General features: G+C 73.4%; 23 protein-coding genes. 11 read left to right on the top strand and 12 right to left on the bottom strand.

The window, feature by feature from the left end:
• Positions 1-158: 158 nt before the first annotated feature.
• The 5 genes from ACZ6EG_RS25320 to ACZ6EG_RS25300 all read right to left on the bottom strand — a co-directional run bounded on the left by ACZ6EG_RS25320 (position 159) and on the right by ACZ6EG_RS25300 (position 5,372).
• Positions 159-395, bottom strand: coding sequence for a DUF6213 family protein (locus ACZ6EG_RS25320; protein WP_030969080.1), 237 nt, complete (start codon positions 393-395; stop codon positions 159-161).
• Positions 396-420: 25 nt separating this feature from the next.
• Positions 421-1,806, bottom strand: a complete 1,386-nt coding sequence (locus ACZ6EG_RS25315) for an NADP-dependent succinic semialdehyde dehydrogenase (RefSeq protein ID WP_391969378.1) — start codon at positions 1,804-1,806, stop codon at positions 421-423.
• Positions 1,807-1,924: 118 nt separating this feature from the next.
• Positions 1,925-2,383, bottom strand: coding sequence for an NUDIX hydrolase (locus ACZ6EG_RS25310; protein WP_391969377.1), 459 nt, complete (start codon positions 2,381-2,383; stop codon positions 1,925-1,927).
• Complete coding sequence (locus ACZ6EG_RS25305) at positions 2,380-3,918, bottom strand: ATP-dependent DNA ligase (RefSeq protein WP_469607818.1); 1,539 nt, start codon at positions 3,916-3,918, stop codon at positions 2,380-2,382. The genes ACZ6EG_RS25310 and ACZ6EG_RS25305 overlap by 4 nt, the downstream gene beginning before the upstream one ends.
• 467 nt (positions 3,919-4,385) lie before the next feature.
• A complete protein-coding gene (locus ACZ6EG_RS25300) occupies positions 4,386-5,372 on the bottom strand; it encodes an NAD(P)/FAD-dependent oxidoreductase (RefSeq protein ID WP_469607815.1) in 987 nt (328 codons plus the stop codon).
• 77 nt (positions 5,373-5,449) lie between these two features.
• On the opposite strand from ACZ6EG_RS25300, the gene ACZ6EG_RS25295 reads away from it, so the two are divergent.
• From ACZ6EG_RS25295 to ACZ6EG_RS25270, 6 genes are all read left to right on the top strand, one after another.
• On the top strand, positions 5,450-6,025 hold the full coding sequence (locus ACZ6EG_RS25295; protein WP_391969374.1) for a helix-turn-helix domain-containing protein: 576 nt from the start codon (positions 5,450-5,452) through the stop codon (positions 6,023-6,025).
• Between the two features lie 105 nt (positions 6,026-6,130).
• Complete coding sequence (locus ACZ6EG_RS25290; protein WP_391969373.1) at positions 6,131-7,102, top strand: NADPH:quinone oxidoreductase family protein; 972 nt, start codon at positions 6,131-6,133, stop codon at positions 7,100-7,102.
• Positions 7,099-8,280, top strand: a complete 1,182-nt coding sequence (locus ACZ6EG_RS25285; RefSeq protein ID WP_391969372.1) for an acyl-CoA dehydrogenase family protein — start codon at positions 7,099-7,101, stop codon at positions 8,278-8,280. Before ACZ6EG_RS25290 ends, ACZ6EG_RS25285 begins: the two co-directional genes overlap by 4 nt.
• Positions 8,277-9,365 (top strand): acyl-CoA dehydrogenase family protein, encoded by a 1,089-nt coding sequence (locus ACZ6EG_RS25280; protein WP_469607810.1) that lies wholly within the window; start codon positions 8,277-8,279, stop codon positions 9,363-9,365. The genes ACZ6EG_RS25285 and ACZ6EG_RS25280 overlap by 4 nt, the downstream gene beginning before the upstream one ends.
• A 183-nt stretch (positions 9,366-9,548) precedes the next feature.
• On the top strand, positions 9,549-10,412 hold the full coding sequence (locus ACZ6EG_RS25275) for a phosphatidylinositol-specific phospholipase C/glycerophosphodiester phosphodiesterase family protein (protein ID WP_391969370.1): 864 nt from the start codon (positions 9,549-9,551) through the stop codon (positions 10,410-10,412).
• Between the two features lie 157 nt (positions 10,413-10,569).
• On the top strand, positions 10,570-10,764 hold the full coding sequence (locus ACZ6EG_RS25270) for a hypothetical protein (RefSeq protein WP_356606513.1): 195 nt from the start codon (positions 10,570-10,572) through the stop codon (positions 10,762-10,764).
• Positions 10,765-10,797: 33 nt separating this feature from the next.
• On the opposite strand, the gene ACZ6EG_RS25265 is transcribed toward ACZ6EG_RS25270, so the two are convergent.
• Positions 10,798-11,166 (bottom strand): DUF779 domain-containing protein, encoded by a 369-nt coding sequence (locus tag ACZ6EG_RS25265; RefSeq protein ID WP_391969369.1) that lies wholly within the window; start codon positions 11,164-11,166, stop codon positions 10,798-10,800.
• A gap of 118 nt (positions 11,167-11,284) precedes the next feature.
• On the opposite strand from ACZ6EG_RS25265, the gene ACZ6EG_RS25260 reads away from it, so the two are divergent.
• Entirely contained in the window at positions 11,285-11,755 is a 471-nt protein-coding gene (locus ACZ6EG_RS25260) for a MarR family winged helix-turn-helix transcriptional regulator (RefSeq protein ID WP_391969368.1), read from the top strand.
• 160 nt (positions 11,756-11,915) lie between these two features.
• Positions 11,916-13,508, top strand: a complete 1,593-nt coding sequence (locus ACZ6EG_RS25255; protein ID WP_391969367.1) for an MFS transporter — start codon at positions 11,916-11,918, stop codon at positions 13,506-13,508.
• A gap of 57 nt (positions 13,509-13,565) precedes the next feature.
• On the opposite strand, the gene ACZ6EG_RS25250 is transcribed toward ACZ6EG_RS25255, so the two are convergent.
• The 5 genes from ACZ6EG_RS25250 to ACZ6EG_RS25230 form a co-directional block, all read right to left on the bottom strand.
• Positions 13,566-13,955 (bottom strand): luciferase domain-containing protein, encoded by a 390-nt coding sequence (locus tag ACZ6EG_RS25250; RefSeq protein WP_391969366.1) that lies wholly within the window; start codon positions 13,953-13,955, stop codon positions 13,566-13,568.
• Positions 13,956-14,089: 134 nt separating this feature from the next.
• A complete protein-coding gene (locus ACZ6EG_RS25245; protein WP_391969365.1) occupies positions 14,090-15,184 on the bottom strand; it encodes a lytic polysaccharide monooxygenase in 1,095 nt (364 codons plus the stop codon).
• A gap of 176 nt (positions 15,185-15,360) precedes the next feature.
• Positions 15,361-16,500, bottom strand: a complete 1,140-nt coding sequence (locus ACZ6EG_RS25240) for a glycoside hydrolase family 12 protein (RefSeq protein WP_391969364.1) — start codon at positions 16,498-16,500, stop codon at positions 15,361-15,363.
• A 222-nt stretch (positions 16,501-16,722) separates the two neighbouring features.
• Positions 16,723-17,757 (bottom strand): LacI family DNA-binding transcriptional regulator, encoded by a 1,035-nt coding sequence (locus ACZ6EG_RS25235; protein ID WP_391969363.1) that lies wholly within the window; start codon positions 17,755-17,757, stop codon positions 16,723-16,725.
• Positions 17,758-17,984: 227 nt separating this feature from the next.
• Positions 17,985-19,070: a DNA polymerase III subunit beta family protein gene (locus tag ACZ6EG_RS25230; protein ID WP_391969362.1), complete on the bottom strand. Its 1,086-nt coding sequence runs from the start codon at positions 19,068-19,070 to the stop codon at positions 17,985-17,987.
• A 30-nt stretch (positions 19,071-19,100) separates the two neighbouring features.
• Here ACZ6EG_RS25230 and ACZ6EG_RS25225 point away from each other — a divergent pair, with 30 nt between their 5' ends.
• Positions 19,101-19,238 (top strand): hypothetical protein, encoded by a 138-nt coding sequence (locus ACZ6EG_RS25225; RefSeq protein WP_391969361.1) that lies wholly within the window; start codon positions 19,101-19,103, stop codon positions 19,236-19,238.
• A gap of 65 nt (positions 19,239-19,303) precedes the next feature.
• Positions 19,304-20,344, top strand: coding sequence for a LacI family DNA-binding transcriptional regulator (locus ACZ6EG_RS25220; protein WP_391969360.1), 1,041 nt, complete (start codon positions 19,304-19,306; stop codon positions 20,342-20,344).
• A gap of 54 nt (positions 20,345-20,398) precedes the next feature.
• Here ACZ6EG_RS25220 and ACZ6EG_RS25215 read toward each other — a convergent pair whose 3' ends face one another.
• The gene (locus ACZ6EG_RS25215) at positions 20,399-21,424 is read right to left on the bottom strand and encodes a phosphotransferase family protein (RefSeq protein ID WP_391969359.1); all 1,026 of its coding nucleotides are present in this window, start codon (positions 21,422-21,424) and stop codon (positions 20,399-20,401) included.
• Here ACZ6EG_RS25215 and ACZ6EG_RS25210 point away from each other — a divergent pair.
• A complete protein-coding gene (locus tag ACZ6EG_RS25210) occupies positions 21,366-22,325 on the top strand; it encodes a molybdopterin cofactor-binding domain-containing protein (protein WP_469607799.1) in 960 nt (319 codons plus the stop codon). The two genes, ACZ6EG_RS25215 and ACZ6EG_RS25210, sit on opposite strands and share 59 nt — an antisense overlap.
• Position 22,326: the final 1 nt, after the last annotated feature.

Raw genomic sequence — 22,326 nt, 5'->3', positions numbered from 1 at the left:
GCCGGGGCCCGTCGCACGCGGGCGGCGGGGTGCTCGCCCGCGGTTCCCAGGGGTGCTCACCCACGTGCTCACCCACGATCACTCACGGGAGCGGCGATCTCCCGCGGGGCTGCTCCGTCCCGGGGAACCCCGGCCGGTGCGGGCCGGTGCGCGCGAGGTCAGGAGGACTGGCCGCTGCTGTGGGCGATACAGGCCACGTCGATCCGGTCGGCGAGTTTGGCCAGCTCGATGGTGAGGGCCGCGACCGTGTCCTCGTCCAGACTCTCCTCGCCGGCCTCCACCAACCGCAGCCATCTCCCGCCCACCGTGCGCAGCAGCTTGCTCACGTCGGACGCGGCGACCTGCAAGGTACCGCGGTCGTCGACGATCAGAGGCAGGGTCACTTCGCGGTTCACAAAGGGGATCGTAGTCGCGGAAGGCTCACGCTCCGTGCCATACGGTGGTGATGTTGCAGAACTCCCGGATTCCGTGCCCGGACAGCTCACGGCCGTATCCCGACCGCTTGATCCCGCCGAAGGGGAACGCCGGATGGGACGCCGTCATGCCGTTCACGTACACGCCGCCCGCCTCCAGGTCCCGTACGAAACGGTCCACATCGGCGTCGTCACGCGTCCACACGTTGGAACTGAGCCCGAAGTCCGAGTCGTTGGCGATCAGCACGGCCTCGTCCAGGTCGGCCGCGCGGTACAGCGTGGCGACCGGGCCGAAGGCCTCCTCGCGGTGGATGCGCATCTCCCGGGTGACACCGGCGAGGACCGTCGGCGGGTAGTACCAGCCGGGCCCCTCCGGGCGTTCGCCTCCGCACAGCACGGTCGCGCCACCGCGCACCGCGTCCTCGACCAGCTCCACCAGGTCCTCGACGCCCTGCTCGCTGGAGAGCGGGCCGACGTCCGTCCCCTCGTCCATCGGGTCGCCGACCTTCAGCGCCCGCATGCCCTCGGTGAAGCGTTCGGCGAAGGCGTCGTACACGTCCGTGTGCACGATGAACCGCTTGGCGGCGATGCAGGACTGCCCGGCGTTCTGGGTGCGCGCGGTCACCGCGACCTCGGCGGCCCGGTCGATGTCCGCCGACGGCATCACGACGAACGGGTCGCTGCCGCCCAGCTCCAGCACCGTCTTCTTGATCATCTCTCCGGCGGTGGCGGCGACCGCGCGGCCGGCCGGCTCGCTGCCGGTGAGGGTGGCGGCCCGCACCCGCTCGTCGCGCAGGATGTCGTCCACCGCCGCCGAGCCGACGAGCAGGGTCTGGAAGCAGCCCTCGGGGTAGCCCGCCCGGTGGAACAGGTCCTCCAGGTACAGGGCCGTCTGCGGCACGTTCGAGGCGTGCTTGAGCAGCCCCACGTTGCCCGCCATCAGCGCGGGCGCCGCGAAGCGGATCACCTGCCAGAGCGGGAAGTTCCACGGCATCACCGCGAGCACCGGGCCGAGCGGCCGGTAGCGGACCAGCGCCCGGGAGGCACCGGAGTCCTCGACGTCCGACTGGGCGGGCTCCTCGTCGGCGAGCAGCTCCGCCGCGTGGTCGGCGTACCAGCGCATCGCCTTGGCGCACTTGGCGGCCTCCGCGCGGGCCTGCTTGACCGGCTTGCCCATCTCCGTGGTGATGACCTCGCCGATCTCGTTCTGGTCGGCCTCCAGGAGGTCGGCGGCCCGGCGCAGCAGTCCGGCCCGCTCGTAGAATCCCGTCGTCCGGTACGTGCGGAAGGTGGCCTCCGCGAGCTGGAGCCGGCGCTCGATCTCCTCCTCGCCCATGGCCTCGTACGTCTTGAGCGTCTCGCCGTTCGCCGGGTTCACCGTCGCGATGGGCATGGCCGACCTCCCTGGTGCGTTCTCGTGCTTCGACCTTGGCGCGCGGCGTGGGGTGCCGCAACGCGGACGGGCCCCGCCGGCGCCGCCCCGAGCTTCTCGTCGCTCCTCGTCACTTCCGTCAGTGCGAGTGCTCAGCCAGCCGGTCGAGAAACGCGGCCTGGGCCTTGACGATCACTTCGCGCGCCCGGTCCACCGGGAACCACGCCACCCGGTCCAGCTCGGGGAACTCCTCGATCCGGCCGGACCGCGGCGGCCACTCCATGCGGAACGTGCCGGGCACGACCGTCGCCGGGTCCAGGTCGGCCTCCACGGCCCACACCGTGACGACCTTCCCGCCCGCCTGTCTGACCTCGCCGAGCGGCACCGCCTCGCCCTCGGGCGGCGGCAGCCCCAGCTCTTCCTCGAACTCGCGGCGGGCCGCGTCCCAGGCCTCTTCGGCGGGTTCGTACTCGCCCTTGGGAACGGTCCACGCGCCGGCGTCCCGGCGGGCGTAGAAGGGACCGCCCATGTGGCCGAGCAGCACCTCGCGGCCCTCGCCGGCGGGGCGGTGCAGGAGCAGGCCCGCGCTGCGCCTCACGGGGCCGTCCCCGGGTGCGCGGCGAGCAGCGCCTCCACCGTGTCCGCCTCCTCGGGGCGCTTGTCCTCGCGGTAGCGGATCACGCGGGCGAAGCGGAGGGTGACGCCGGCCGGGTAGCGGGTGGAGCGCTGGAGGCCGTCGTAGGCGATCTCGACGACCAGTTCGGGGCGGACGGTCACCCCCCAGCCGTGCTCCTCGACGGCCAGTTCCCCCAGGCGCTCGGTCTGCCAGGCCAGCAGGGCGTCGGTCATGCCCTTGAAGGTCTTGCCGAGCATCGCGAAGGAACCGTCCGCGGTGCGGGCGCCCAGGTGGAGGTTGGAGAGCCTGCCCGTGCGGCGGCCGTGGCCCCACTCGGCGGCCAGGACGACCAGGTCGAGGGTGTGGACGGGCTTGACCTTGAGCCAGGAGGCACCGCGCCGGCCCGCGCTGTACCCGGCGTCGAGGCCCTTCACCACGACGCCCTCGTGGCCGCGCTCCAGCGACTCGGCGAGGAACTCCTCCGCCGCCCGTGCCTCCTCGGGCCCCGGCACCAGCCTGCGCCGCACCCGCGTCGGCTCGGGGACCAGCCGGGCCAGCTCCGCGTGCCGCTCGGTGAGCGGCAGGTCGAGCAGGTCACGGCCGTCGACGGACAGCGCGTCGAAGAACACGACGGAGACGGGCACCGTCCGCGCGGCCGTGGCGACGTCCGTGCGGGAGCCGACCCGTCCGGCGGTCTCCTGGAAGGAGCGGGGGCGCCCGTCCTCGTCGAACGAGATCACCTCCCCGTCCAGGACGAAGCGCTCCCCGGGCAGCGCGAGGGCCGTCGCGGTGACCTCGGGGAGCCGGTCGGTGATGTCGTCCAGGGTGCGGGTGTAGACCCCTACGGTCCCGCCGTCGCGGTGGACCTGGACGCGGATGCCGTCCAGCTTCTCCTCGACGGCCGCGGCACCGAGCTTGCCGACCGCCTCGGCGACCGAGGAGGCGCTGTGGGCGAGCATCGGCAGGACCGGCCGTCCGACGGTGAGCCGGAAGCCGTCCAGGGCGCCGGGGCCGTCGGCGAGCAGGGCTTCGGCCACCGTCTGCAGGGAGCCCGCGAGCATCACCGCGCGCCGTACGTCCGCCGCGGGCGCGCCGGTCGCCGCCGCCAGGCCCTCGACGGCCGCCGCGTCCAGGGCGCCCTGGCGGACCTCGCCGGTGAGCAGCCCGATCAGGAAGCGCTGCTCGTCCTCGGTGGCCGCGCCCATCAGCTCGCCGATCTGGCGTGCCCGCTCGGCCTGCGAACCCGCGCCGGACACCGCCGCGAGACACGTCAGCCGGTCGTCGACCTCGCGCACGGTCAGGGTCGGCCCGGCGGCCGGCGTGACCGGGCGGCTCAGCACCTTCCAGCCGACGCCGATCCGGCCCTGCGGGAGCCGTCCCGCCAGATACGGGATGACGACCGGCACGTCCGCCGCCTCCGCCTCCCGGAACAACTCCGCGAGCAGGGCGGTCTTCCGGGACCGCGCCGAGGTGGCGGCGACCTCCCGGGACACCTGGGCCAACCGGGCGAGCAGCATGCAGTCATGGTGCACCGGGAAGGACCGGGCCACACCCCGGTGGCGCCGGTTTCCGTCCGGCGGGCCCCGGACCGGCCGCCGCCGCGGGGCTCCGGACCGTGCCATCGACGCCGGACGCCGGACGCCGGACGCCGGACGCCGGGCGCGGGACGCCGGGCGCGGGACGCCGGGCGCGGGACGCCGGGCGCGGGACGCCGGACGCCGGACGCCGGGCGGGGGACGCCGGGCGGGGGGGGCGTCGGACGTCGGACGCGGGATGCCCGACGTCCGACGTCCGCCCGGCGACACCGCGTGGCCTGCCCGGACGGGGTACCGGGTTCGGCGGTCCGGCCATGCGGCGGTGCTCAAGTCGTCCGGTGTGCTCGAGTCGTCCGGTGGCGGTTCGGTCACCGCGGGGTGGCCCGGCCATCGCGGGGTGGCCCGGCCACCGCCGGGTAGTCCGGTCACCGCGCGACCGCCCGCCCGGTCTAACCCCCGATCGCCGCGTCCAGGCGGGACATGATCAGGTCGCCGACCACGGCCGTCGCCGCGCGGTAGCCGCCGCTGGCCGCGTGGACGACCTGCTCGGCGAAGCCCATCGCGTTGCCCGCGGTCCACACTCCGGGCACGGTCGTCAGGCCGGTCGGGTCCACCACGGGGTAGGCGCCGAACGGAGTCTCCCGCAGCTCCGCGCCCAGGCGCTCCATCAGGCCGGTCTGCGGTACGGCCCTGGGAGCGACGAACACCACGGAGCGGTCGTGCACCGTGCCGTCCGCCAGCCGGACCCCGGTGAGCCTGTCCTCCTCGACCCGCAGGCCGGCCACCGCGCCCGGCACCACCTTCACCCGGGCCGCGGCCAGCCGGCGCAGATCCTCGTCGGAGAGGGCGGCCTCGGCGACCGTGTCGAGGAAGAGCGTCACGTCGTCCGACCAGTGGGACACCATCAGCGCCTGGTGCACGCTGAGCGGGCTGCTGGCGAGGACGCCGAAACGCTCGTCGCGCACCTCCCAGCCGTGGCAGAACGGGCAGTGCAGCACGTCCCGGCCGTACCGCTCGGCCACGCCGGGCACCGCGGGAAGCTCGTCCCTGAGCCCCGTGGTGACGATCAGCCGTCGGGCGCGGACGGTCCGGCCGCCGGCCAGCTCCACGGCGAACTCCTCGCCCCGCGTCACGTCCACGGCCCGGTCGCGCACGAGCTGCACGCCGTACCGCGCGATCTCCTTCCGGCCGAGCGCGAGGAACTCGGCGGGCGGCATGCCGTCGCGGGTCAGGTAGCCCTGCATGTGGTCCGAGGGCGCGTTGCGCGGCTCACCGGCGTCGACGACCAGGGTGCGCAGCCGGGAGCGGCCGAGGACGAGCGCGGCCGAGAGCCCGGCCGCGCCGCCACCGACGACGACCACGTCGTACGTCCCCGACAGGTCCTTCTCCGCCGTCTCCGCCAGGTGCTTCTCCGACAGGTCCTTGTTCCGGGTCATGGTGACCACCTCCACCCAGAAGGTCCCTCGGACCCGCCGGTATTGACAAATGAACTTGCCGGTTCTGCAATAAGTGCATGACCACTGCAGACGACGTCCTCGCCGGTGTCGGACCGAGGCTCCGCCAGGTGCGCAAGGAGCGGGAGGTGACCCTGGCGGCGCTCTCCGAGACCACCGGCATCTCGGTGAGCACCCTGTCGCGGCTGGAGTCGGGGCTGCGCCGACCCAGCCTCGAACTGCTGCTGCCGATCGCCCAGGCCCACCAGGTGCCGCTGGACGAGCTGGTCGGCGCCCCGCCGGTCGGCGACCCCCGGGTGCGGGCCAAGCCGATCGAACGCCACGGCCGCACCCACTGGCCCCTCACCCGCCAGCCGGGGGGGCTCCAGGCGTTCAAGGTGCTGGAGCCCCGGCGCAAGGAGGAACCGGACCCGCGGACCCACGAGGGGTACGAGTGGCTGTACGTCCTCTCCGGCCGGCTGCGGCTCGTGCTCGGCGATCACGACGTGGTGCTGTCGGCGGGCGAGGCCGCGGAGTTCGACACCCGGGTACCGCACTGGTTCGGGTCGACGGGGGAGGGGCCGGTCGAGTTCCTGAGCCTGTTCGGCCCGCAGGGGGAGCGCATGCACGTCCGGGCGCGGCCGGCCCGGTCCTGACCTGCGGCCACGGGCGACGACCGCGCGCACCTGTTCCCTGATCGGCAAGCGACCGCTTAGTATGCGGTGGACCCGGACGGACGACGCAGTCGGTGGAGGCCCCGCATGCAGGCATGGCAGGTGCACGAGAACGGCGAGCCGCGCGAGGTGATGCGCCTCGCGGACGTGGCGACGCCGGCCCCCGGCGAGGGCCAGGTGCTGCTGAGGGTCCGCGCCGCGAACATCAACTTCCCGGACGCCCTGATGTGCCGGGGCCAGTACCAGGTCAGGCCGCCGATGCCGTTCACACCGGGCGTGGAGATCTGCGGCGAGACCGAGGACGGGCGCCGCGTCCTCGCCACCCCGGCGCTGCCGCACGGCGGCTTCGCCGAGTACGCCGTCGCCGACGCCCGCGCCCTGCTGCCCGCCCCCGACGCCCTGGACGACGCCGAGGCCGCCGCCCTGCACATCGGCTACCAGACCGGGTGGTTCGGCCTGCACCGCCGGGCCCGGCTGGAGGCCGGCGAGACGCTGCTCGTCCACGCTGCCGCCGGAGGGGTCGGCAGCGCGGCCGTGCAGCTCGGCAAGGCCGCCGGCGCCACCGTCATCGGTGTCGTCGGCGGCCCCGAGAAGGCGGCCGTCGCCCGCGAGCTGGGCTGCGACGTGGTCGTCGACCGGCGCGGCGAGGACGTCATCGCCGCGGTGAAGGAGGCCACCGGCGGGAGGGGCGCCGACGTGGTCTACGACCCGGTGGGCGGCGAGGCCTACGCCCAGTCCGCCAAGGTCGTCGCCTTCGAGGGCCGGATCGTCGTCGTCGGCTTCGCCAGCGGCACCATCCCCAGCCCCGCGCTGAACCACGCCCTGGTGAAGAACTACGCCGTCCTCGGCCTGCACTGGGGCCTGTACAACACCAAGAACCCCAAGCTGGTCCAGCACTGCCACGAGCAGCTGACCGAGCTGGCCGCCCGGGGCGCGATCAAGCCCCTGGTGAGCGAGCGGGTACCGCTCGACGGGGCCGCGGACGCCGTCCAGCGCGTCGCCGACGGCACGACGACCGGCCGGGTGGCCGTCGTCCCTCAGAAGGGAGCCGCAGCATGACCGACGCAGCGGAACTGCGCCGCCTCACGAAGGAGTTGCTGGCCGTCCATCCGCCGGCGACCACCGACCGCCTGGACTTCCTCCGGGCCCGTTTCGACGCCGGACTCGCCTGGGTGCACTATCCCGAGGGCCTCGGCGGACTCGCCGCCCCCCGCTCCCTCCAGGCCGTCGTGGACGCCGAACTGAAGGCCGCGGGCGCCCCCGACAACGACCCCCGGCGCATCGGCATCGGCCTCGGCATGGCCGCCCCGACCATCCTCCACTACGGCACCGAGGAGCAGAAGCGGCGGCTGCTGCGCCCGCTGTGGACCGGCGAGGAGGTCTGGTGCCAGCTCTTCAGTGAGCCGGGCGCCGGGTCCGACCTGGCCGCGCTCGGCACGCGGGCGGTGCGGCAGGGCGAGGACTGGATCGTCAACGGGCAGAAGGTGTGGACCTCCAGCGCGCACACCGCTCGCTGGGCCATCCTCATCGCCCGCACCGACCCGGACGTGCCCAAGCACCGGGGCATCACCTACTTCCTGTGCGACATGACCCACCCCGGCGTCGAGGTCCGACCGCTGCGCCAGGTCACCGGCGAGGCCGAGTTCAACGAGGTCTTCCTCACCGACGTCCGCATCCCCGACTCCCGCCGCCTCGGCGAGATCGGCGACGGCTGGCGGGTCGCGCAGACCACTCTGAACAACGAACGCGTGGCCATCGGCGGCACCCCGATCCCGCGCGAGGGCGGCATGATCGGCAAGATCGCCGCCACCTGGCGGGACCGCCCCGACCTGCGCACCCACGACCTCCACCAGCGGCTGCTCGGCCTGTGGGTCGAGGCCGAGGTCGCACGGCTCACCGGCGTGCGGCTGCGCCAGCAGCTGGTGGCCGGCCAGCCGGGCCCCGAGGGCGCCGGCATGAAGCTGAACTTCGCCCGCCTCAACCAGGAGATCAGCGGCCTGGAGGTCGAACTCCTCGGTGAGGAGGGCCTGCTGTACGACGACTGGACGATGCGTCGCCCCGAGCTGGTGGACTTCACCGGCCGCGAGGCCGGGTACCGCTACCTCCGTTCCAAGGGCAACAGCATCGAGGGCGGGACCAGCGAGGTCCTGCTGAACATCGTCGCCGAGCGCGTGCTGGGCCTGCCCGCCGAGCCGCGCACCGACAAGGACGTCGCATGGAAGGACCTCGCCCGATGAGCGCACAGTCGGAACCCGGCCTGCTCTACTCGGAGGAGGAGGAAGCGCTGCGCGCCGCCGTCCGGGACCTGCTCACCGACCACTGCGAGCCCGCGGGTGTCATCGCCCGCGCCGAGTCGGCCGCGCCGCACGACGTGTCGCTGTGGAAGGCGCTCTCCGAGCAGATGGGCCTCGCCGGTCTCCTGATCCCCGAGGAACTGGGCGGTCAGGGGGCCGGCCACCGGGAAGCCGCGGTGGTGCTGGAGGAGTTGGGGCGCGCGGTCGCTCCGGTGCCGTACCTGACGAGTGCGGTGGTCGCCACCGAGGCCCTGCTCGCCTGCGGGGCCGACGACCTGCTCACCGACCTGGCGTCCGCGACGACCATCGCCGTGCTCGCCGTCGGCCTGCATGGCGCGCCCGGCCGTGCCGTCGACCGGGTGCGACTCGAAGAGGGCGTTCTGCGCGGTGAGTTGACGGGGATCGCCGACGCGGCCGTCGCCGACGTCCTGCTGGTCCCGGCGGACGACGGAGGCCTGTACGCGGTCCGCGCCGCCGAGGTGACCGTCACCCCGCAGACCTCCCTGGACCTGACCAGGCCCCTCGCCCGCGTGACCCTCGACGGCGCCACCGGGCGTCGGCTCGGCGACGCCGAGGACGCGGTGCGACGGGCCCTGTGGGCGGGCGCCGGGCTGCTCGCCTCCGAGCAACTGGGCCTCGCCGACTGGCTGCTGACCGAGACGGTCCGCTACCTCAAGGAACGCAGGCAGTTCAATCGGCAGGTCGGCGGCTTCCAGGCGCTCAAGCACCGGCTCGCCGGGCTGTGGCTGGAGGTCGCGGGCCTGCGCGCCGCGGCCCGCAACGTTGCCGACGCGCTGGCGACCGGTGCGGACACCCACGTGGCCGTCGCCGTGGCCCAGGCGTACGCCGGCCAGGTCGCCGTCCACGCCGCGGAGGAGGCACTGCAACTGCACGGCGGTATCGGCATGACGTGGGAGCACCCGCTCCACCTGTACCTGAAGCGGGCCAAGGCCGACTCGATCGCGTACGGGACGGCGGGGGCCCACCGGGAGGCGCTCGCCGGGCTGGTCGATCTGCAAGCCCCCTGACGCCTGCCGTCCGGCGCGCCACCTGCCCGTCCCACCAGGGGCGGGCAGATCGCGTACCGACCGCTCCTCCGAAGTGAACGACCGGAGGCAGTCCGGCCAACTCCGCGCAGGGCTCTGCTTCCCGGGGGTGTCGGGACCCCATACTCACAGGCGTCCCGTACGGCACTTCCAGGGAGGCAGAGCATGGCCCTCACCACCCGACGCAGAGCCCTCACCACCCTCGGCGCCGCCCTCACGGGGGCGGTCGCCCTGCCCGCCGGCACCGCGCTGGCCGGCGAAGGCAGGCACGGACCGCGCCCGTTGTGGCGGGCCCACGCCCACAACGACTACGCACACACGCGCCCCCTCCTGGACGCCCTCGACCACCGCTTCGGCAGCGTCGAGGCCGACATCCACCTGGTCGACGGCCAACTCCTCGTCGCCCACGACCCGGAGGACCTCGACCCCGGCCGGACCCTGGAGTCCCTCTACCTCGACCCCCTCGCCGCCCGCGTCCGCGCGCACCACGGCCGGGTCTACCGACGGGACCGCCGCGCCCTGCAACTCCTGATCGACATCAAGACCGAGGGGGCGTCCACGTACCGGGAACTCGACCGCCGACTGCGTCGCTACCGGCACCTGTTCACCTCGTACGCCCACGGCCGGGTGTTCCCCGGCGCGGTCACCGCGGTGATCTCGGGCGACCGCGCGGCCCGCGCGCCGATGGAGGCGCAGAGCACCCGCCGAGCCTTCTACGACGGCCGCCTCACCGACCTCGGCACCTCCGCACCGGCCTCCTTCGCCCCGCTGATCAGCGACAACTGGACGGTCCACTTCACCTGGCGGGGCGTGGGAGCCTTCCCGGCGGCCGAGCGGCGCAAGCTGCGGGACGTCGTCGGCGCGGCACACGCCCGCGGGCAGCGCGTGCGGTTCTGGGCCACGCCCGATCTGGCGGGGCCCGCCCGGGACGCCGTGTGGACCGAACTGCTCGCCGCCGGCGTCGACCACCTCAACACCGACGACCTCGCCGGCCTGGAGGCGTTCCTGGACGCCCACCAGGACGCCTAGGACGCCCGGGCGGCCGGGGCGCCGGCGGCCCAGGACATCGGTCGGCACCGCGGGACACCACTCGTTCGGCGGACAGGTCAGCCGCCCGGACGAACCCTCCGCTACGCCACACTTGCGGCCGAACGCCGCGAAGTGGACGTGGCGGAGGAGGTTGACGATGGCCGTTTCCATCTCTGTGGTGCTGTTGCTGTCCGTCCTGGCGGTGATCTTCCTGCGGAACGGCGGGCTGAAGGTCTCGCACGCCCTGGTGTGCCTGCTGCTCGGCTTCTACCTGGCCGGCACGAGCATCGCGCCGACCATCAACAGCGGCCTGACCGCGACGGCGGACATCGTCAGCGGCCTCAGGCCGTGACGGGCGGGCCGGGCGCCGGGGTTTTCGGGGCGGCTAGGCGTCGACGACGTGGGAGCGGATGAGGAACCGCACCCCCTCGGGCGCCTCCAGCGAGAAGCCGCTGCCCCGGCCCGCGACGACGTCCACGGTCAGCCGGGTGTGGCGCCACGCCTCGTACTGACTGCGCGACATCCAGAACGGCACCGGTTCCCCGACGCCGTCGATCACCAGTTCCGCCAGCAGCACGTCGGCCGCGCCGGTGCGGAACTCGCCGGCCGGGAAGCACATGGGGGCGCTGCCGTCGCAGCAGCCGCCGGACTGGTGGAACATCAGCGGACCGTGCGCCTCGCGCAGCCGCCGCAGCAGGACGGCCGCGTCGGGCGTCACGGCGACGCGGGGCGTCTCCTCGTAGGTGTCGGGCATGCCGTACATGCCAGCACGGCGAAGGTTGCGTGAGGGTTGCACCGCATCACCTGGACCCTCCCGCACGGCGCAATTACATCTTTTGACATACCTATTTTCCCATAGCTAATATCGTCACGTGACCGACTCCAGCACCCCTCGCCGGGACATCGACCGCGTGGCCTCCGGGCTCGCGGCGTGCCTTCCCGCGCTGCACCGGGCGCTGGACCGACAGGTCACCGCGCGGTACCCGCATCCCAAGCCTCCGGAGAGCCAGCTCGCCCTGCTGCGGTTCGTCGCCCAGCGCGAAGGTGCCACGGTGCGTGAGGCGGCCGAGGCCCTGCTGATGAAGCCCAACAACGTCAGCGCCCTGGTCTCCCAGCTCACCGAACAGGGGGACCTGGAGCGCAGGCAGGACGACGCCGACAAGCGCGTCGCGCACCTCCACCTCACGGCCACCTCCCGGCAGCGGCTGGCCGAGGTACGGGACCTGGAGACCGCGTTCATCCGTGACGCCCTGGCCTCCCTCACCGAGGGCCAGCAGGGCGCGCTCGGCTCCGCCCTGGGCGCACTCGACGCGTTGACGCGGCACCTCCACCCCGCCCGCTGACCGGGCGGTACCCGGGCACTCCCGCCGGCCGCGGGCACACCGACGTGCCCGCGGCCGGCCCGCCGTGCTCCCGGGGACCGCCCTGGCCCCCCGCACCGCTCCTGAACGGGCCGCTCCGGCCCCTCGCACCACCCCTGAACCTGGAAGAGAAGGCACACCCATGCCGCCCACGTCCGTGGATCACCCCGTCGCGCCCGCGGCCCCGCCCGCCCCGCCCGCGGTCGGCCGCCTGCGGTCCAACCCCTGGCTGACCCTCCTCGCGGTCGCTTTCGGACTGTTCATGGTCCAGCTCGACGGCTCCGTCGTCGCCATCGCCAACCCCGCCATCGGCAGCGACCTGCAGGCGTCCACCGCCCAGCTGCAGTGGGTGACCAACTCCTACCTGCTCGCCCTCGCCGCCACCCTCATCCTGGGCGGCAAGCTCGGCGACCGGTTCGGCCGGCGCACCTACTACCTCGTGGGCGTCGCCGGCTTCACCCTCGCCTCGATAGCCATCGGCCTGTCCGGGTCGATCGAGGGCGTCGTCGCCTTCCGCGCCCTCCAGGGCGTCTTCGGCGGACTGCTGATGCCCAACACCCTCGGTCTGCTCCGGTCCGTCTTCCCGCCGAGGAAGTTCGGCATGGCCGTGGGGATCTGGGCCATGGTCTCCGCCGTCGCGACGGCACTCGGGCCCATCGTCGGCGGCCTGCTCGTGGAGCACGTCGACTGGGAGTCCGTCTTCTACATCAACGCCCCCATCGGCATCGTCGCCATCGTCTTCGGCGCCCTGGTCCTCCCGGAGAGCCGCAACGCCGCCGGCCGGGAACGCTTCGACGTCCCGGGCCTCGTCCTGCTGGCCCTCGGTCTGCTGGCCGTGGTCTTCGGCGTCGTCAAGGGCGAGACGTGGGGATGGACGTCCGCCGGCACCCTGGGCGCCGTGGCCGCCGGCCTCGTGCTCCTGCTCGTGTTCGGCTGGTTCGAGACCCGCGTCGAGCACCCGCTGCTGCCGATGCGCCTGTTCCGCAACCGCGCGCTGACGATCGGCGCGATCATCACCGCGCTGAACTTCTTCGTCATGCTCGGCGTGATCTTCTTCGTCATGCTCTACCTGCAGAACGTACGCGGTTTCACGCCGGTCGAGGCAGGGGTGCGGACACTCCCGCTCAGCCTCGCCTCGCTGGTCGCCTCGCCCCTGGGCGCGGCCCTGACCCAGCGCTTCGGACCCCGGCTGACCATGCCGCTGGGCATGCTGCTCCAGGCGGCGTCCTGCTTCGGCATGCTCACCTGGCAGACCGACTCCTCCTACGCCACGATGTGGCCGCCGTTCATCGCCCTCGGTCTCGGGGTCGGCATGGTGATGGCCGCGTCCTCCGACGCCATCGTCGGCAACGCCCCCGTTCGGGACGGCGGTGTGGCCGGCGGTCTCCAGGCCACCACCCTGCAGATCGGCGGCGCGCTCGGCACGTCCGTGCTGGTCTCCCTGATCAGCGGCAAGGTCGGCTCCACCCTCACCGGCGAACTGGCCGGCGCGGGCGTGCCCCCGGCCATGGCCCATGGTCTGCGGGAGGCGAAGGACGCCGTGGCGATGGGCGTGGCGCCGGTCTCCGGCGACATGCCGGCCGGCCTGCGGGCGGCCGTGGTGGAGGGCAGCGGGCAGGCCTTCATGAACGGCGTGCACGCGGCGGTGGTCGTCACCGGCGTGCTCTGTGTGCTCGGCGCCGTCCTCGCCGCGACCGGTGTCCGGCGCACCGCGGAGCGGCCGGCGGAGCACTGAGGAAACGGAACGGCGGTGGCGCCCCTGCGAGCCCGAGGGGCGCCGCCGACGGCTGTCTCAGAAGTCCCCGGCCGCGGTGCGGGGGAGCACCGTGACCCGGTGGAAGTTGCAGCCCGAGGGCAGGTCCGAGGGCGGCCTGGTCTGGTGGGCCTTGAGCGCGATGCTCACCAGGCTCAGCAGCAGGTCGACATCGGCGTCGCAGTCCAGGTGCACGGTCACCCACCGCGAGCCGGGGACCATGCGGATGGCGGTGGAGCCGCCCAGGTCGTACTGGAAACGCTGGATGGCCCGGTGGGTGAGGTGGAGGTCCACGTCCCGGTCCGAGTGGAAGTGGACTATCTCGTCGCGGACGGAGCGCAGCGCCCGTCCGGTTCCGCAACTGGCCTGACCCGCGGTGAGGTCGGGCCAGGCTTGCAGCCGCTCAAGGGCGCGCTGGGCCAGAGTCATGACCCCATCGTCGCCCGATCACCGCCCCGCAACCAGAGGTTGAGCGATTCGTAACCGGCACGTGAGGTCGCGCGGCACGATCGGGGTGCGGGGGAGGCGCCGCAGGAGCGGGTACGGCGCCTCCCCCGAAGGTGTTACGGCGCCACGCAGCCGATCGTCCCCGCGGGGAAGTCGTTGCCCGTGGACGTCGCGGTGAACCCGAAGGTCACGCTGCCGTCCGGTGGGACGACCCGGTTGTGGTCCACGTTGCGGACCTTGACCGTGCCGTCGGTGCCGCGGGTCAGCGAGCCGTTCCACACGCCGCCGAGTGTGGTCCCGCTGCCCGGCCGCCACTGCACGGCCCAGCCGTTCAGGGGCTCGGTGCCGTGGTTCATGACCTCCACGGAGCCCTGGAAGCCGCCGCTCCAGGAGTTCTCCACGTTGTAGACGGCCATGCACGAACCGGAGTGCGTGGGCGGGGGAGTCGTCGGAGGCGTGGTCGGCGTCGGCGTCGGGCTCGGCGTGCCGCCCGAACCGCGGATGCCGGTCACCTCGCCGTTGCCGCCGTCGAAGACGACGTCGGAGCAGGAGAAGAAGTTCTCCTGGCTGTCCGAACGCACCCACTGCATGAAGATCAGGGCGTCACCCGACCGCCCCGAGGGCAGCGCGAGGTCCCAGTAGTAGTGCCCCCCGTCGGCACCCGCCGAGCCCCGCTGCGGCGGGTTGGTCACCGTCTCGATCAGCTCCAGGTCGTCCCAGCCCAGCTCGGACGTGGGAGACCAGCCGGGCTTGGTTAGGTAGACCCGGAAGTCACCCGGGTGGGCCGCCCAGTTGCTGTAGTTCACCTGGATCGTCCGACCGGACGTCAGGTGCGTCCGCGGCCAGTCGGCACGGGCCGCGTTGTAGCCCCTGAAGTCGTACGGGGACCGGTTGCCGGCGCTGCACAGGGTGCCGTCCGGTACGTAACCGGCGCCGCGTCCGCCCGCGTTGGAGTCGAGGACGGCGAACCAGTTGTACAGCGCCGTCGCGCCGCTCTGGTCGAGGGCGCTCCGGCACGCGGGGTTCGTCGGGTCCAGGGCACCGGTGCCGGTCTTGGCGTCCAGCTGGCAGAGATAGGTACGTGAGCCGGGCATCATCGCCACGCCGTGCGCCTCGGCCCGCCCCTGCCCGAGCAGGAAGGTCACGCCGAGCGCGCTGAGCAAGGTGGCCAGTATCGCCGCCAGGGAGATGTATCTGCTGCGTAGAGCCATGGAATCTCCTGTTTCAGGTGCTGAGTCTTCCGTCGCCGATGATCAGGGCATGACAATCAGAACGTGCCGATCGGGCCCGCTGTCGCAGGGGTGGCGCGGTGGAGCCCCTCGCCCGTCCGGGAAGGCGCTTCGTCCGGACGGGCGAGGGGGGCGGTGGGGTGGCCCCGGCGCGGCCGCTACGACACGGCGCAGGCGGTGCCGTTCAGCCGGAAACCGTCCGGCTCGGCGAACGCCCCGCCGTAGGTGCCCTGGAAGCCGAACGACAGGCTGCCGCCGGGTGCGATCCGGGCGTTGTGCCCGAGGCCGGTGGCGGTCAGGGAGCCCGTGGACGGGGTGACGGAGGCGTTCCAGGCGTTGGTGACCCGCTGGCCGGAGGGCAGGGTGAAGGCGAGCCGCCAACCGTCGACGGGGGACTGTCCGGTGTTCTTGACGGTGACGTCCGCGGTGAAGCCGTTCTGCCAGACGTTGGCCCCGTACGTCACCGTGCACGCCACCGGCTCGCCGGGGTTGCCGGGATCGGGGTTGCCCGGGTCGCCGCCGGTCTCCACGGTGGAGGAGAAGGAGTTGACGGACAGGCCGGCGCCGTTCTGCCACGGCTCGAAGCCCGCCTGCACGCTCGTCAGGTACCAGTCGTCCTCGGCGAGCCCCCGTGCGACGGTCGCCCGGACGAAGTCCATGACGTCGAAGTTCCAGCTGGTGATCGCCGACGGGGCCACGAAGGACAGTACGTCGTTGGCGCCGTTGCTCCCCGTCCACATCTCCCAGGTCCGTCCGCCGACGGTGGTCGTGCCGACCGGCGAGCCGATGGGCTGGATCGGGCCCACCCGGTTGAACCAGATCATGATCTCGGTCCGGTTGACCCCGTCGGTCCGGGGGGTGGGGTCCAGCCAGATGTCGTACGAGGCGTTGTAGACGGCGTTGCCGACATAGCCGTAGGAGATGCCGGAGGGCGCCTCGGAGATGGTGTCGAGCCGGGCGGGGAGGTTGGTGCCCGGCGAACAGTTCGTGTAGTGACAGCCGTTGAAGACCGACGGGTACGACTTCGGTGCTCCGTTGGTCGGCACCGAGCCGTCGGCCTGGGCGACCCGGAAGCCGGTGTCGGTGGCGGTGACGCACTGGGTCGCGCTGGAACCCCAGCGGTTGTTCTGGACGACGTACCGTCCCTGGATCGTCGTCGTCCCGAACGGTTCGCAGATCGTGGTGTCGGCCTGGGCCGGCGCCGCCGCGGTCACCAGGGACGCGACGACGGCGAGAGTCGCGATGAGTACGCCCAGAAGGCCGCGCGCGGTGCGTACTTGGGGCCGTAACGGTCGCATGGGGGCCTCTCCGGAGGGTGCGGGGGGAAGAAGGGCCGGGGCGGGAGCGCTCCCAACTCCCCACTGATGGGAGCGCTCCCACTTACCGGTTGATTGGGGACTGTAGAAGCGGTTCATGTTCCTGACAAGACTGTGCGCGCAGGAGTCGTCGAAGGATTTTCGAAGCCGCAGGTGGGAGACGTGGGTCGGAGCGGGTCGCCGGGAGCGCTCCCGGCGACCCGCTCACGCGGAGTCGCGCAGGACCAGTTCCGTACGGAGGATGACGTGCCGCCAGGCGACGGACGACTCCTCGAGCTGCTCCATCTCCTCCAGCAGGAGCCTCACCATGGTGCGGCCGATCTCCTCCAGCGGCTGACGGACCGTCGTCAGCGGCGGATCGGTGGGCCGGGCCGGATGGAAGTCGTCGAAGCCGATCACGGCGACGTCCTGCGGGACCCGCCGACCCGCCGCGCGCAGCGCGTTCAGGGCCCCGGCGGCCATCGTGTCGGAGGCCGCGAAGACCGCGTCCAGCTCGGGGTGCCGGGCGAGCAGGTCGGCCGTCGCCCGGCGGCCGCTCTCCTCCGTGAAGTCCTCCCCCTCGACGACGAGCGAGGTCCTGGCCTCCACGCCCGCCAGCTCCAGCGCCTCCCGGTACCCGCGCAGTCTGCACTGCGCGACGTACATGTCGAGCGGTCCGCTGATGGCGCCGATCGTCCTCCGGCCGCCGTTCAGCAGGTGGGTGACCGCGCCGCGCGCGCCGCCGGCGTTGTCCGCGTCCACGTAGGTGACGCTTTCGTCGCCGGAGCGCCGCCCCAGCATGACGGTGGGCAGCCCCGCCTTGGCGAGCATGTCGGGCAGCGGGTCCTCGGCGCGCACGGACATCAGCAGCACGCCGTCGACCCGGCCACCGCGGGCGTACTCCACGAAGCGCTGCCGCTCGGTGTCCGTACGGACGAGGGTGAGCAGCAACTGCACCGGGGTGTCCGTGAGGGCGTCGCCCACGGCGTGGACGACCTCGGAGAAGAACGGTTCGCCGAACAGCCGCCAGTCCGGCTCCGTCATGACCAGCGCGACGGCGTCCGCACGGTGCCCGGCCAGGGAACGGGCCGCCAGGTTCGGGACGTACCCCAGTTCGACGATGGCCTGCTGCACGGCACGGCGTGTCGAATCCCGCACGCCGGCCGCGTTGTTGATGACCCTGGAGACGGTGCCCCGTCCGACGCCGGCGAGCGCGGCCACCTCTTCCAACGTCGGCGTACCGGGTCGCTGCCTGCCCACGTCCGCCTCCCCCTCACGAGATCGTTCGATACTACGGCGACCCGCTCGGCTTCGGCGGGCCGATCGCGAGGGTGGTCCGGAGAGCGTGCGGGGTGGTCGGGGTGGAGCGGGCCGTCCGGCGAGCGACGCGCCGAATCCGACGGCTCCCCGGGCCCGCTCGCAGGGATGGGCGGTGTCGCGGGGCCAGCCGGGCCGGCGCTGCCCGTGGGCCGACGGCTGCCCGGCCGTCAGCCGTCCAGGCGGACCGGCATCAGCAGCGAGAACGTCGACTCGTCGTCGGGCCGGCGGATCGCGAGCGGCGCCGTGGGAGCGCCGAACTCCAGGACCAGCCGCTCCCGGCCGCCGGCCTCCAGCGCGTCGAGCAGATACCCGCGGTCGACGGCGAAGTCGTCGGGGTGGTCGTCGCCGTCCCCGCGGACGGTCACCGTGCCGTCGTCGGCCACCCGCACCACACTGACGTCGTGCGACACGCCGTCCTGCTCACGCACCTCGCCCGCGCGCACCGGGCCGGACTCCAGCGCCTCACGGAGGGCCGGCACATCGACGAGCGTCCGCCGCCCGGCCGGCAGGTGCACGAGCCGGCGGTAGTCGGGGAAGTCGTGGGCGAGGCACTGCCCGGCCGTGCGGCCGCCCGCCGTCTCCAGCGTCACACTGCCACCGTCCACGGCGAGACCGACCGGCTCGTCGCGGCCCAGCAGGGCACGCATCGCGTCGGCGAGCGGGGCGGGCACGACGGTCTGGACGCACGGTGCGTCGTGTGTGCCGGCGTCCACGCGTGCCACGGCCATCCGGTAGCGGTCGGTGGCGACGAGGTGGAGCGCGGCACCCTCCAGGTCGAACAGGATGCCGCCGAGCACGGGCAGGCCGGGGTCGGTGCCGGCGGCGAACCGCACGGCGTCCAGACCCGCGGCCAGGGCCGGGGCGGGGACCGACAGCCGCACGGAGGCGGTGGACGACGACGTGGTCATGGGATTCTCCCTCTGGTCGAGTAGCGCTCGGAGTGCGGAGATCTCGCCGCGGGCATCGGCCAGTCCTCGTTCCAGACGGCGCAGGTGTGCCTCCATGAGGCCCCGCACCAGGTCCGTGTCGGCGCCGGACCACCCGGCCAGCACCAGCCGGACGTCCGCCAACGGCATGCCCGCCCTGCGCAGCCTGGCCAGCAGCCGGGCGTCGTCGGTCTGCTCCGGGGCGTACCAGCGGTACCCGGTCACGGGATCGACCCGGGCGGGGACCAGCACACCGGCACGGTCGTAGAACCGCAGGGCGCTCACGCCCAGGCCGCTGGCGCGGGCCGTTTCCCCGATGCTGCGCATCTCGTTCTCCACATCCGTGACCTTGGGCCCTTGACCAGGTCGAGGGTCAACCTCGACGCGATCCACGTCCACGACCCGGGTCACACCCGTGCCCGGGGCACCCCGGCGCGCGGCTCCCCGAACCTGCCCCTGCGTACCGTCGTCGAGGTGCCCGGTCCCGGGTTGTGACGCCCCGCCGGGGCCGGTCCTCCCACCGCCGGTCAGGCCCTGTAATGCGCCGGTAGGGTGTCCGCATGACCAGACGCCCTCCGACGCTCGAGGATGTCGCGAGGCAGGCGGGTGTCTCCCGCGCGACCGTCTCCCGCGTGGTCAACGGCATCCGCAACGTGGACCCCGCCATCCAGGAAGTGGTCCGGGAGGCGATCGAGAGGACCGGTTACGCGCCGAACAGCGCCGCCCGTGCCCTGGTGACCCGGCGCGCCCAGACCATCGCCCTGGTCATCTCCGGCGCGGCGGACGACGCCGGGGACGAGCGGGCGTTCGCCTCCCGCATGCTGACCGACCCCTTCTTCGGCCGGGTCGTCAGCGGGGTCGTCGAGTTCCTGCGGCCCCGGTCGATGTACCCGGTCCTGATGTTCGCCGAGACCGCGGCGGCCCGCCGGGAGGTGGCGGCGTACCTCCGGCAGGGCAGCGCGGACGGCGCGCTGATCTTCTCCACCCATGCGGAGGACCCCTTGCCCGCGCTGCTGGCGGCCGAGCGGCTGCCCTGCGTGCTGTTCGCGCGTCCCAGCCCACCGGTCCCGGTCACCTACGTGGACCTGGCCCACCGGGAAGGCGCCCGCCTGGCCGCCGAGCACCTCCTGACGCGTGGCTGCCGGCGCGTCGCCACCATCACGGGGCCGCTGGACCTGCCCGCCGCGCAGGACCGGCTGACCGGGTTCCGGGAGACGATGGAACGGCACGGCCAGACCTGCGTCCCGGTCGCGGAGGGCGGCTTCACCGCCGCCAGTGGTGCGGCGGCGATGACCCGGCTGCTCACCGAACACCCCGGTATCGACGGCGTGTTCGCGGCCAACGACGTGATGGCCCGGGGCGCCTGTGACGCCTTGCGGGAGCAGGGCCGCAGGATTCCGGACGACGTGGCGGTGATCGGCTTCGACGACTCCAGCGCGGCGGTCGCCGCCCAGCCGCCGCTGACCACGGTCCGCCAGCCGATGGAGGAGATGGCGGGCACGATGGCGCGGCTCCTCCAGGAGGAGATCGAGGGAGCGCCCCGCACCGAGCCCACCGCGGTGATCTTCGACCCCGAGCTCGTGGTGCGCGAGTCCGCGTGACCGGGCCGCGGGCCGCCGCGGGTGCGGCGGAGCCGCGTGGCCACGGCTCCGCGATCAGGGAGGGGCGTCGAGGGCGTCGAGGGCGTCGAGGAGACACGGCGTCACGTGCTCGCGGACCCAGGCGCGCTGCTCGGGCGAGGCGGCACGGGGCACCGTCTCGACCAGCATGATCAGGTACAGGTAGCAGCGGTACATGGCCAGCCGCGTACGCGCCGAGGCGTCGAAGCGTGCGTCGCCCCCTGCCGCCGCGTAGCCGCGCAGGAAGTCCCGGTCCGTCTCGATGTCGCCGAGCAGCGCGAGCGAGACGAAGTCGGCGACCGGGTCTCCCCAGAACATGCGCTCGCCGTCGACGACGCCGCCGATGGCCCGTTCGCCCGGCGCACCGTGGACGAGGAGGTTGCCGTTCCACAGGTCGAAGTGCACCGCGGCGGGCCGTTCCACGTCGTCGAGCACGCCCGCGACCGCGGCCAGCCGTTTCCGGAGCCGCTCCGGCGGCTGCGGCAACCGGACGCCGTAGTGCGTCGCGTCGTCGAGCACGGCGTCGGTCATCGCGGTGAAGGCCTCGCGCCAGGTGGGGGCGAGCGGGCCGAGGGCGCCGCTCGGATACCCGAAGCCGGGGCCGGTGGCGGTGTGGAAGCGGGCCACCATCCGGCCCAGCTCCTCCCGCATGCGGGAGTGCTCCGTCGCCGTGAGGTCCTCGGCGAGGTCCGACCACGGTGCGCCCGGCCGCGTGGTCGTCAGCAGCCACGGCCCGCCGGCGGGGCCGGGAGCCAGGTCCGCCCGTACGACCTCGGGGACGCGCGCGTCCCCCACCGATCGGGCGGCCGCGCAGAAGGCTGCCTCGGAGCGCAGCAGGTCGCGTTCGTACCCCAGCCCCGGGGTCTCCCCGCGCGGCGGTACCTTCAGCACCCAGTCCCGGCCGTCGTGCAGAACGACGCGCAGGACCGTGTTGTAGGTGCCGCCCGCGAGAGGCACGACCCGAGCCACGTCGACGCGGGACACGCCGGCGGACGCCAGGACGGTGGGCAGGAGGGCGGGGGAGACGGTAGCGGGGTCCGAGCCCGACGAGTGGGTTTCCAAGGGGGAGGCCTTCGGTGCGGCGCCGGACGCGGTGCGGCGCGGTACGGATCCGTGGGGCGGCGCCGCACGGACGCCGGGCGGGACTGCTCACCCGGCTGATCGCGGGTGTACGGGAGCATGTGCCGTCCCACCTGATCACCGGGCGGGGTCCGTGTCACGGGGTGCGGCACGTGGATCGGGCGGACGCCGTTGTCGAGGTGCCCCGGGCATCACCACGTCCACGGCCATGCTGATCGCCGAGGAACCCGGCGTACCGCTCGCACAGGTGCGCATCACCCTGGCCGACGCGCGACCGGAACTGCTGTTCAACCAGCTCACCGGCGGATCGAACACCACCTTCTCCACCTACACCCCGATCCCGGTCGCCGCCGCCCTCGCCAGGAACCGGCTGCTCGCGTCGGCGGCCACCGCATGGGGAATCCCCGCGTCCCGGTTGACCCTGAAGGGGGGACGCGTCACCGGCCCCGGCAACCGGAGCACCGACATCGGGCCCCTGTCCGGCAAGGCCGCCGGGCCGCGGACCGAGCAGGTCGCCGTGACCCTTCACCTACGTCTGCCGGTCGACGCGGGTGGCCCACATCGACCGGCAGACCGGGATCGCCATCGACCGGACCGTCGACCGTACGACCCTGGCGACCACCGGGGCGCAGGGCGCGACGACGCCGCTGCTGCCGGTGTCCGTCCTCACCTTCGAGGTGACCCCGACAGGTCCGCGGACCTCGCGGACAAGGCGTCCGCGGCCGGCCGGCTGCTGACCCTGATGACGGTCACGACGCCGCTCACCCTGCTCGCCGTCGCGGTCGCGCTCGTCACGACCCCTCTCGTCCTCGCACGGCGCCGCCAACCGCACCGAGCCACCGACCACACGGAGGAAAACACCCGTCCCGGCGCCCCGGCGTGAG

Source organism: Streptomyces sp. NPDC041968 (assembly GCF_055589025.1).
This window is presented reverse-complemented; position numbering and strand designations above follow the sequence as displayed.